The 10,393-nt window shown below is 71.1% G+C and carries 10 protein-coding genes; 3 read left to right on the forward strand and 7 right to left on the reverse strand.

Features of this window, described 5'->3' with window-relative positions; translation table 11 throughout:
* Position 1: 1 nt before the first annotated feature.
* A complete protein-coding gene (aspS, locus tag ACIBG8_RS15980; RefSeq protein WP_397343468.1) occupies positions 2 to 1,228 on the reverse strand; it encodes an aspartate--tRNA(Asn) ligase in 1,227 nt (408 codons plus the stop codon).
* A 300-nt stretch (positions 1,229 to 1,528) separates the two neighbouring features.
* On the opposite strand from aspS, the gene ACIBG8_RS15985 reads away from it, so the two are divergent.
* The 3 genes from ACIBG8_RS15985 to ACIBG8_RS15995 are packed head-to-tail and all read left to right on the forward strand — an operon-like array spanning position 1,529 to position 4,032.
* Positions 1,529 to 1,969, forward strand: a complete 441-nt coding sequence (locus ACIBG8_RS15985; protein ID WP_397343469.1) for a hypothetical protein — start codon at positions 1,529 to 1,531, stop codon at positions 1,967 to 1,969.
* The gene (locus ACIBG8_RS15990) at positions 1,966 to 3,780 is read left to right on the forward strand and encodes a multicopper oxidase domain-containing protein (protein WP_397343470.1); all 1,815 of its coding nucleotides are present in this window, start codon (positions 1,966 to 1,968) and stop codon (positions 3,778 to 3,780) included. The genes ACIBG8_RS15985 and ACIBG8_RS15990 overlap by 4 nt, the downstream gene beginning before the upstream one ends.
* Before the next feature lie 48 nt (positions 3,781 to 3,828).
* On the forward strand, positions 3,829 to 4,032 hold the full coding sequence (locus tag ACIBG8_RS15995) for a hypothetical protein (protein WP_397343471.1): 204 nt from the start codon (positions 3,829 to 3,831) through the stop codon (positions 4,030 to 4,032).
* Here ACIBG8_RS15995 and der read toward each other — a convergent pair whose 3' ends face one another.
* From der to ACIBG8_RS16025, 6 genes are all read right to left on the reverse strand, one after another.
* On the reverse strand, positions 4,033 to 5,451 hold the full coding sequence (gene der, locus ACIBG8_RS16000; RefSeq protein WP_397343472.1) for a ribosome biogenesis GTPase Der: 1,419 nt from the start codon (positions 5,449 to 5,451) through the stop codon (positions 4,033 to 4,035). It abuts the gene before it with no gap.
* A 29-nt stretch (positions 5,452 to 5,480) separates the two neighbouring features.
* Positions 5,481 to 6,119, reverse strand: a complete 639-nt coding sequence (cmk, locus tag ACIBG8_RS16005) for a (d)CMP kinase (RefSeq protein ID WP_397343940.1) — start codon at positions 6,117 to 6,119, stop codon at positions 5,481 to 5,483.
* A gap of 83 nt (positions 6,120 to 6,202) precedes the next feature.
* On the reverse strand, positions 6,203 to 7,342 hold the full coding sequence (locus ACIBG8_RS16010; RefSeq protein WP_397343473.1) for an NAD(P)/FAD-dependent oxidoreductase: 1,140 nt from the start codon (positions 7,340 to 7,342) through the stop codon (positions 6,203 to 6,205).
* Positions 7,343 to 7,385: 43 nt separating this feature from the next.
* Positions 7,386 to 8,462, reverse strand: coding sequence for a prephenate dehydrogenase (locus ACIBG8_RS16015; RefSeq protein ID WP_397343474.1), 1,077 nt, complete (start codon positions 8,460 to 8,462; stop codon positions 7,386 to 7,388).
* A 28-nt stretch (positions 8,463 to 8,490) separates the two neighbouring features.
* Positions 8,491 to 8,850 carry a chorismate mutase gene (gene aroH, locus ACIBG8_RS16020; protein ID WP_397343475.1) on the reverse strand — a complete coding sequence of 120 codons (360 nt, stop codon included), beginning with the start codon at positions 8,848 to 8,850 and terminating at the stop codon, positions 8,491 to 8,493.
* Between the two features lie 52 nt (positions 8,851 to 8,902).
* The coding region (locus ACIBG8_RS16025; RefSeq protein ID WP_397343476.1) for a pseudouridine synthase at positions 8,903 to 10,393 on the reverse strand (1,491 nt) is incomplete at its 5' end.

Raw genomic sequence — 10,393 nt, forward strand, 5'->3', positions numbered from 1 at the left:
ATCAGGGGCTCAGCCTGTGCAGGTCGCGGGGGAAGGCGGTGGTCTGCCGGACGTTGGCGGCCCCGGTGAGCCTGGCGGTCCAGCGTTCCAGCCCGATGGCGAACCCGCCGTGCGGCGGCATGCCGTACGCGAAGGCCTGGAGATACCCCTCGTACGGCTCAGCCGGTTCGCCGCGCGCCTCCAGCGCGGCCAGGTAGTCGGCGTGGCGGTGCAGCCGCTGGCCGCCCGTCACCAGCTCCAGCCCGCGGAACAGCAGGTCGAAGCCGTTGGAGTATCCGGGCCTGGCCGGGTCGGGATGGGTGTAGAAGGGGCGTTTGGCCATCGGGTAGCCGGTGACGAACAGGAAGTCGGAGCCGTGCTCGCGCAGCGCCCACTCCGACAGCTCGCGCTCCTGCGCCGGTGACAGGTCCTGCTCGCCGGTCACCTCCGCGAAGTGGATGGACGGGATCTCCTGCGGCACCTCGGGCAGCGGCACCCCGGGGACGCGCAGCCGTACGGACTCCACCATGCCTGCCAGGCACTCGCGGAGCAGCGCCATCACGTCGCGGTGGTCCTCGACGAAGCCGAACTCGACGTCGAGGCTCGTGTACTGGGCCAGGTGGCGCGCGGTGTCGTGCGGCTCCGCGCGGAAGACCGGGCCGACCTCGTAGACGCGCTCGAACACGCCGACCATCATCTGCTTGTAGAACTGCGGCGACTGCGCCAGGTAGGCGGGCCTGCCGAAGTAGTCGAGGGCGAAGACGTTCGCCCCCGACTCGGTGGCCGACTCGACGATCTTCGGGGTGTGCACCTCGGTGAAGCCGAGCCCGTCGAGCGTGGCGCGGAACCCGGCCACGCTGGCCGCCGAGATCTCCAGCGGCTGCCGCAGCGCCGGGTGGCGCAGCGCGACCGGCGCGTGGTCGAGGATCGTCGGCAGCGTCGCGGGCACGGTGGGCCGGTAGAGGTCGAACGGCGGCGCCTTGACCGGTTCCGAGATGACGGTGATCTGCGGTTCCGTGAGTTCGACACCGCCTTCCGCCCAGGTGACCGTGCCGGTCACCTCGACGACGCTCTCCTCGGGCGGCAGGTCGTCGCCCGGCGGGCAGACCACCTGGGTCAGGCCGGAGCGGTCCCTGACGATGAGGAAGGAAACGGACTTGAGTTGCCGGCGGCGATGCACCCAGCCGGCGATCTGGACTCGCTGCCCGCCGTACCCGTGCAGGTCGGCGGAGAGTACGCGAGAGATCATCTTTACCCCTTGGGCAGAAACGATCCCTTGGGAGTGCGGGCGAGAAGGGTACTCGCGGTGCCACCGCACTTTCACCACCTGACGGTGGCCTCCTGCGACCCTGTGACGGGGGTCAGACCGGCGGGGCATTGCCTCCCCGCGGCTCGGGAGTGTCTTCGCCGTGGGGCGCGAGACCGCCTTCGCAGCTACTGGCGGCTCTCTCCACCCGCGTGGACCACGGCTACTCGGCTCCGTCAACGCGTTGGGCTTGAGTATGGGTGTACTCATGCACGGCCCGCAACTGGGATTGACGATGGCGGCATGCGCAAAGTCCTGGTGTGGTTCACGCTCATCCAGCTCGTGCTGGTCCTGCTGCAGTTCTACCTGGCCACGTTCGGCGCGTTCGAACGGCCCGTGCCGGCGGTCGGGTCGGAGGACGCGGCCATCGGGTGGCACGCGATCAACGGGATCTTCGTCATCCCGGTGTTCTCGCTGATCACCACGATCCTGGCGCTGGTCGCGCGGTCTCCTGGGAAGCTCACGCTCTACGCTTCCGGGCCGCTGCTGATGGCGCTGGTGCAGATGTTCGTCATCTTCCCGCTGGCCGAGCTGGCAGGCGGGACGGAGACGAAGACGAGCACGGCGAGCCTGGTGGTGATGGGGTTCCACGCCCTGGTCGGCGTGGTGATGCTGGGGGCGGCGGTGCTCGCGTTCACCGGCGCTCGGACGCAGGCCGGCGCGCGGTCCGTTTCCTCGGTATGACGGCTGCCGGTCTGCTGGGCGCCGACCGGCTGCTGGTGGTGCTGGTCGCGGGGTTGTGGGGCGCTGCGGGCGGCTACACGCTGGCCGCCCGCACGGCTCCGCGCCTGGCGTTTCCCGCCGGTTCGCTGATCGCCGCCGCTCTGGCCGCCACCGCTGCCAGGGCGGTGGTGGCCGGTTTGCTGGCGGGGCACAGCTGGTGGTTCGCGGGCGAGAAGCTCCTGCTGTCCCTCCCCCTGCTGGCTTTCCCAGCGCTGACAACCACCCTCACCACCCTCCCCGCCCTCTACTCGGCGGGTCGGGGTACGGCGGGGCCCGGCGCCCTGCGCCCAGCGCTGGTGGTCCCGGTGCTCTCCGCCGCCTACGCGGCCGTGGCAGGCGTGGTCATCTCCGTCGCCCTGGGCTTCCCCGGCTCGCCGTACCTGGCCGCCGTGATCGTCCTGGCCTGGGCAGCAGGAACCTGGGCGACATGGTCGATGATGACCCACAAGGGCCCGAAAGGACGCGCCTGGCGAGTGGCGGGCAGTGTGCTAGCCGTACTGGCCCTGTGCTGGACAGGCCTGTCCCTGTGGAACACCCGCCCAGCCGACGCCATGAACCTCGCCCCCACCGGCACGACCGCCATCACCGACCTGACCGGCCCAACAAGCAAGGATGCCAAGAAGTTCACCCTCACCGCCCAGCCAGGCCCCAACGGCACGCTGACCTTCAACGGCACCACCCCGGGCCCGACCATCCGCGTCACCCAGGGCGACGACGTCGAGGTCACCCTGCGCAACACCCTGCCCGACCGCGGCGTCACCCTGCACTGGCACGGCTACCACGTCCCCAACGCGGAGGACGGCGTCCCAGGCCTCACCCAGAACGCCGTCCAGCGAGGCGGCACGTTCGTCTACCGCTTCACCGCCACCCAGCCGGGCACGTACTGGTACCACACCCACCAAACCCCCAACACCGGCCTCCAACGCGGCCTGTTCGGCGCCTTCATCGTGGACGCGACACCACCGACGGGGATGGACGAGCCCGTCACCCTCCACACGTTCAACGGCGCCCTGACGCTGCAGGCGCTCAGGACCCCGCCCCCAGGCACCGCCGTACGACTGCGCGTCATCAACACCGACAACGGCCCGCACGTCCTGGGCCTGTCCGGCGCGCCGTACCGGATCGCCGCCGTCGACGGCATGTCGGTCACCGGCCGCACCCTCACTAACGAGCGCGCCCAGCTGGCCGCGGGCGGCCGCTACGACCTGACGTTCACCATGCCGAGGGGCCCGGTCCTGCTGACCGCCGACGCCGCCACCCTGAACCTCGGCCAGGGCGGCAAGCCCGCCGACGGCGACCTGATCGACATCACGAGGTACGGCGAGCGCCAGGTCCAGCCGCCCGCCCGCTTCGACCGCGACTACACCTGGGTCCTCGACCGCCTCGTCACGCCGCGCGACGGCCTGCCGCTGCTGTCGCACACCGTGAACGGCGAGGTGTGGCCGCGCATCCCGGCCCCGGTGGTCAGGGAGGGCGAGTGGGTGCGGTTCACGGTGGTCAACCGCGGCGGCGACCTGCACCCCATGCACCCGCACGGCCACCACGTGCTGGTGCTGTCACGCAACGGCGTCGCGGCGGCGCCCCTGTGGATGGACAGCTTCGACGTGGGGCCGGGCGAGGTGTGGGTGGTGGCGCTGAAGGCGGACAACCCGGGCGTGTGGCTGGCCCACTGCCACGAGCTCAAGCACGCCGTCGAGGGCATGACGCTGCATTTCGCCTACGAGGGCATCCGCTCGCCGTACACCCTCGGCCACGCCAACCACCCCGAGTGAGCAGGGTCTACTCAGGCGCGCCGCGCCCGTCTCCACGACGCTTGTCCCATGAAGTTCTTGGCGGCGCTGGCGATCGTGCTGGCCGGATGCGCCCCGGTCATCCCGCGACCCGACGCGGTCGACTGCGACGGTTGCTACAAGGTCTGCCATCTCGACCCGGGCGACGGTGACCCGGTGCAGAGCCTCAAACCGCCCATCTGCTACGTGGAGGAGGACGGGTACCAGCCGGTGCTGGTGCCCGTCCTCCCGTGATCACTTCTTCTTGGGCGCGCTGCTCTTGTTGTCCTTGCGCTTCTCGCGGATCTTCATGGTGACCTCGATCGGCGACCCGGCGAAGCCGAACTCCTCGCGGATGCGCCGCTCGATGAAGCGCCGGTAGGTGTCCTCCAGCCAGCCCGACGTGAACAGCACGAACTTGGGCGGCTCGGTGGACGCCTGGGTGGCGAACAGGATCTTGGGCTGCTTGCCCCCGCGCACCGGCGGCGGCGTCGCCTGCACCAGCTCAGTGAGGAACGCGTTGAGCCTGGCCGTCGGCACCCGGGTGGACCAGGAGTCGAGCGCCTTCTCGATCGCCGGGACCAGCCGGTCCATGTGGCGGCCGGTCTTGGCGGAGATGTTGACCCGCAGCGCCCACGGCGTGCGCACGAGCTGCCGGTCGATCTCCTTCTCCAGGTAGTAGCGCCGGTCCTCGTCGACGAGGTCCCACTTGTTGAACGCCACGACCATGGCCCGGCCCGACTCGATGACCAGGGTGATGATGCGGAGGTCCTGCTCGGTGAGCACCTCGCTGGCGTCGATCAGCACGATCGCCACCTCCGAGCGCTCCAGCACCGCGCGGGTGCGCATCGCGGCGTAGAAGTCGGCGCCCTGCAGCTCGCGGTCGCGCCTGCGGATGCCGGCCGTGTCGACGAAGCGCCACGTCTTGCCGCCGAGCTCGATCAGCTCGTCCACCGGGTCGCGGGTGGTGCCCGCCATCGGGTCGACCAGCACGCGGTCCTCCCCGGCGAGCTGGTTGAGCAGCGAGGACTTGCCGACGTTGGGCTTGCCGAGCAGCGCCACGCGGTGCGGGCCCCGCTCGTCGCCGAACCTCTCCTGCGGCGTCTCCGGCAGGGCGTCGAGGACGACGTCGAGCAGGTCGCCGCTGGAGCGGCCGTGCAGGGCCGAGACCGGGTACGGCTCGCCGAGCCCGAGCGACCACAGCGAGGTGGCTTCCAGCTCCATCATCTGGTTGTCGACCTTGTTGGCCGCCAGGATGACCTTCTTGCCGGAGTTGCGCAGCACGTGGCCGACGGTCTCGTCGGCGTCGGTGATGCCGACCGAGGCGTCCACCACGAACAGGATCACGTCGGCCAGCTCGGCCGCGACCTGGGCCTGCTCGGCGATCTTCAGCGCCATGCCGGTGGCCTCGGGGTCCCAGCCGCCGGTGTCGACGACGGTGAAGCGGCGGCCGCGCCAGTTGGCGTCGTAGGTCACCCGGTCGCGGGTGACGCCTGGTACGTCTTCCACGACCGCCTCGCGGCGGCCGATGATGCGGTTGACCAGCGTGGACTTGCCGACGTTCGGCCGTCCGACGATCGCGAGCACCGGCAGCGGGCCGGTGTCGGGCTGGTCCTCGCCGACTGCGAGGTCGGTGAGCTCGGCCTCAATCCAGCCGGAATCCCCCGTAGACATGATTTTTCATCCTTTGTGAGTACCGCACCTCAGTGGGCGCGCTCTTTGACCAGACTCAGCACCGCGTGGATGACCTCTTCGAGGTTCAGCGACGTGGTGTCGAGCTCGATGGCGCCATCCGCCATCGAGAGTGGTGAGGTCGTCCTTGTCGAGTCCAGGGTGTCACGCCTGGCCATGGCGGCTTGCTGCGCCTCCACGGTTGTGCCGGAAAGCTCCGCCGTACGGCGAGCCGCACGGGCCTCGGCGCTGGCCGTCAGGTAGACCTTGACCTCGGCGGAAGGGGCCACGGCCGAGCCGATGTCGCGGCCTTCAACCACGATGTCGCCCGAGCCGATGATCTCCCGCTGGAGGGACACGAGCCTGGCGCGGACCTCGGGAACCGCGGCCACCAGCGACACAGCGCCGGTCACCTCCTGGCTCCTGATCGGCCCCGCCACGTCCACGCCGTCGACGTGGATCGTCGGATTGTCCGGGTCGGTGCCCGAGGAGAGGGCGGGCTCGCCAGAGCGGGCCGCGATCGCCGACGGGTCGCCGAGGTCGACGCCCTGGCGCAGCATCCACCAGGTGATCGCCCGGTACATGGCGCCGGTGTCGAGATAGCGCAGCCCGAGGGCGCGGGCGACTCCGCGCGAGGCGCTCGACTTGCCCGAGCCAGAAGGCCCGTCCATGGCGATGACCAGACCCGACACGGCCTCTCCCTCTTCAGGTGTTCCGCACAACCTTCAAGAGGTTACCGCCTCGCGGACGCCGGTCAGGCCGTTAGACGGAAGGCCCAGGAGGGGACGAGGCCGCGCCTGATCAGGTTGAGGCTGGGCAGCGGGCTGCTGCTGACCATCTCCTTGTAGGCGATGGCCCAGCGCCCGGTGATGTACCAGCGGCGCGGGGTGTCGTCGCGGCGGACGAACTGGATGACGCCGTCCTTGCGGCCCAGGCTGAGCGGCTGGTGGAAATATCCGAAACGGAAGGGCTTGGGGTCCTTGCCGCGCGCCTCGGCCCCCAGGGCGTCGCCCGCGTGCAGGCCGGTCGGGATGCCGCTCTGGCAGGTGCCGTGGATGGTCCCGTACGGCTGGCTGACGGCTGCCGCATCGCCCACGGCGTACACGTCGGGGTGGGAGACCGAGCGCAGGACCTCGTCCACGACGACGCGGCCGCGCGCGTCCACGGTCAGCCCGGCGTCGGCGGCGAGCGGCAGCGCGCGGGTGCCCGCCGTCCACAACGTCGCCTCGGCCGCGACGAACTCGCCGCCGACCAGCTCCACGCCGCCCGGCAGCACCTTGGCCACCTCGACGCCGCTCCTGACCTCGATGCCGAGCCCGTCCATGACCCTGCTCAGGTAGGCGCGCGCCCGCTCGCCCATCATGGAGCCGGGCACGGCCCTGCTGAGCAGCACGACGCGCAGCCCGGGGTGCGCCTCGGCCAGCTCGGTGGCCGACTCGACGCCGGTCAGGCCACCGCCCGCCACGACGACCGTGCCCTCGCGGAGCCCGTCGAGCCTGGCGGCCAGCCGTACGGCCTGGTCGTGGTCGTCGTAGGTGTAGGCGTGGTCGGCCACGCCGGGGGTGGACCACGTGTCGGTGACCGTCCCGATCGCATAGACAAGGCGGTCATATCCCAGCGTACGGTCACCGTCCACGGTCACCTCGCGCGCCTCGGGATCGATCGCGGTGACGCGGCCCTGGACGAACGTGATCCCGGTGCCCGCGACGACATCCTCGATGAGGTGATCGGCCAGCCGCTCACCCGCGGCCGTCTGGTGCAGCCTGAGCCGCTCGGTGAACCTCGGCGACGGGTTGACCAGGGTGACCTGCCCGCCGCGCTTGTGCGTCTTCTGCCATGCCCGCATCGCGGCCGTCATTCCCGTGTACCCGGCGCCCAGAACAATGATTCTCATGGCACAGGGACGGGACAAGGGGGCTCGGATGTGACATCCGGCGCTAGGGAACCTGCCAGCCCCGCTCGTGCAGGGCCTCGGTGAGTACGGTCACCGCGTCGGGCTGCACCGAGACCTCGGCCAGGCCCAGCGGCAGTCCAGGGGCGTGTTCGAGGCGCACGTCCTCGACGTTGACCCCGACCTCGTCGCACACCTGGAACAACCGGGCCAGCTGGCCGGGACGGTCGCCGATGACGACCTGCACGACGCCGTACGCGGCCGCTGGGCCGCCGTGCTTGCCCGGGATGCGGCCGTGGCCCACGACGCCGCGCTTGAGCAGCTGGGTGACCTCCGGAGCGGCGCTCTCGTCGCCCTCCTCCAGGGCGCGCAGCGCCGTCGCGGCCTCGGCCAGGTCGCGGGAGACCGCTTCGAGCACCTCGGCCACCGGGGCCGCGTTGCCCGACAGGATGCCGAGCCACAGGCCGGGGTCGCCGCCCGCGATCCTGGTGACGTCGCGCACGCCCTGACCGGCCAGGCCGAGCGTCACGTCGGACGCCTCGGCCAGCCGGGCGGCGACCGCCGAGGCGGCCACGTGCGGGGCGTGCGAGACGATCGCGACGGCCCTGTCGTGGTCCTCCGCCGCGACCTCGACCGCGTTGGCGCCACAGAGCTCGATGAGCTCTTCTACTGCTTTCCTGGCTTCTTCGTCGCTCTCGCTTGTCGGACATATCGCCCACGGCCGCCCCAGGAACAGGTCGGCCCTGGCCGCGCCCGGACCCGCCTTCTCCCTGCCCGCCATCGGGTGGGAGGCGACGTAGGTGCCCATGTCGCAGCCGAGCTGGATCGCCCTGGCGATCGGCTTGGCCTTCACACTCGCCACGTCCGTGTAGAAGCGGGCCACGTCGCGCTGCTGCAGGCCGCGCAGCTCGGTGGCGACGTGGTCCGGCGGCACCGCGATGACGGCGAGGTCGAACTGCTCGCCCTCGCCGGCGCGCCACTCCTGGCCGGCGCCCATCTCCCTGGCCAGCCGTACGGCGCCCAGGTCACGGTCGGCCAGCAGGACGGTCACCCCGCGCTGGCGCAGCGCCAGCCCGATCGACGTGCCGACCAGGCCCGTGCCGAGGATGAGGACGGTCTTCATGGGGCAATGTCCTGACGCAGGGCGACCTTCATTGCGCGATGTCCTGACGCAGGGCGACGGCGCCGCGAAGGTAGACGTGGTTGATCTCGCTCCGCGGGCGGTCCGTCGCGATGTGCGCCATCAGGCGCACCACGCGAGGCAGCGCGCCGGGCACGTCGATCTCGGTGCAGCAGATGAGCGGCACCTCGTGGAAACCCAGCTTGCGCGCGGCCAGCGCGGGGAACTCAGCGGTGAGGTCCGGCGTCGCGGTGAACAGCACGCTGATCACGTCGTCGGTGGTGAGCGTGTTGCGCTCCATCACCTCGGCGACCAGCTCCGTGGTGCCGCTGATGATCGCGTCGCGGTCGTTGGCCTCGACCTGGATCGCGCCGCGGATCGCCCGAACCATGTGTCCCCTTTTGAGTGCGGGCCCGCACACTTCTCGTACGGGCCCGCCCAGGTTACAGCTTCACGGCGGCGTAGAGCTCGCCGACCTCCTTGAGCGACAGCGACCGGACGGTGCCCGGCTTGGTACGGCCGAGCTTGACCGGGCCGAACTCGATGCGGGCCAGGTCGATCACCCGGTGGCCCGACTCCTCCAGCATGCGGCGCACGATGTGCTTGCGGCCCTCGTGCAGGACGATCTCCACCAGCGCCTGCTGGCCGTGCTCCTGCACGATGGCGAACTCGTCCGCCTTCGCCAGGCCGTCCTCCAGCTCGACGCCCTTCTTCAGGCGGCGGCCCAGGTCGCGCGGGATCGGGCCGGGGACCTTCGCCCAGTATTTCTTCTGCACGCCGTAGCTGGGGTGGGTCAGCCTGTTGGCCAGCTCGCCGTCGTTGGTGAGGATCAGCAGGCCCTCGGTCTCGGTGTCGAGACGGCCCACGTGGAACAGGCGCGGGGCCAGCTCCTGCACGAAGTCGGCCAGGCACGGGCGGCCCTGCGGGTCGTCCATGGTCGACACGACGCCGATGGGCTTGTTGATGGCGTAGTAGACCAGGTCGGGCTGGGTGGGGATGCGCTTGCCGTCGACGTGGATGATCTGCGTCGCCGGGTCCACCTTGGCGCCGAACCTCCTGACGACCTGGCCGTTGACCGTCACGCGGCCGGCGCCGATCATCTCCTCGCAGGAGCGGCGGCTCGCGACTCCCGCTGCTGCCAGGACCTTCTGCAGGCGGACGCCGCCGGGGACCTCGGTGGTGTCGCGCTCGTCCTGGTAGTCGTCGGGGTAGAAGTCGTTGTCGCGGACGGGCTGGCGGGCGGTCTTGAACCTGTTGGCCATGGGGGCGGTGGAGCGTCCCCAGCGGTTCTTGGTACGGCCGTCGCCGAGCGTCTGGACGGTGTCGCGCTTGGGGGCGCCGGTGTCGCGTCTTGCCGGGGTGGTGCCGGGGCGGTCGTCGCGCTTGCCGTACCGCGCCCTGGTCTCACCGCGGGGCGCGTCGTCGCGACGGCCACCGCTGTCGGCCCTGAACCCGGACCGGTCCCCCTGGTAACCACGGTCGTCGCGGTCGCCACGGAACCCTCCGCGATCGTCCCGCGCCGGACGCTCGCTGCGGAAACCGGTGCTGGGACGCTCATAGCCGCCCGAACGGGGCGCGCCCGCACGCTGTCCACCCCGGTCGGCCCTGAAGCCCCCACGGTCATCACGGGCCGCCGGACGGTCACCGCGGTAACCACCGCGGTCGTCACGGGCCGGACGGTCGCTGCGGAACCCGCCGCGGTCGTCGGTGCGGGGGCGGTCGTTACGGAAGCCACCCTCGCGGGCAGGGCGGTCGCTACGGAAGCCACCGCGATCGTCGCGGGCGGCCGGACGGTCACCGCGGTAACCACCACGGTCGTCACGGGCCGGGCGGTCGCTACGGAACCCGCCGCGGTCGTCGGTGCGGGGGCGGTCGTTACGGAAGCCACCCTCGCGGGCAGGGCGGTCGCTACGGAAGCCACCGCGATCGTCGCG

This window comes from Nonomuraea sp. NPDC050556, assembly GCF_044457355.1.
GTDB lineage: Bacteria > Actinomycetota > Actinomycetes > Streptosporangiales > Streptosporangiaceae > Nonomuraea.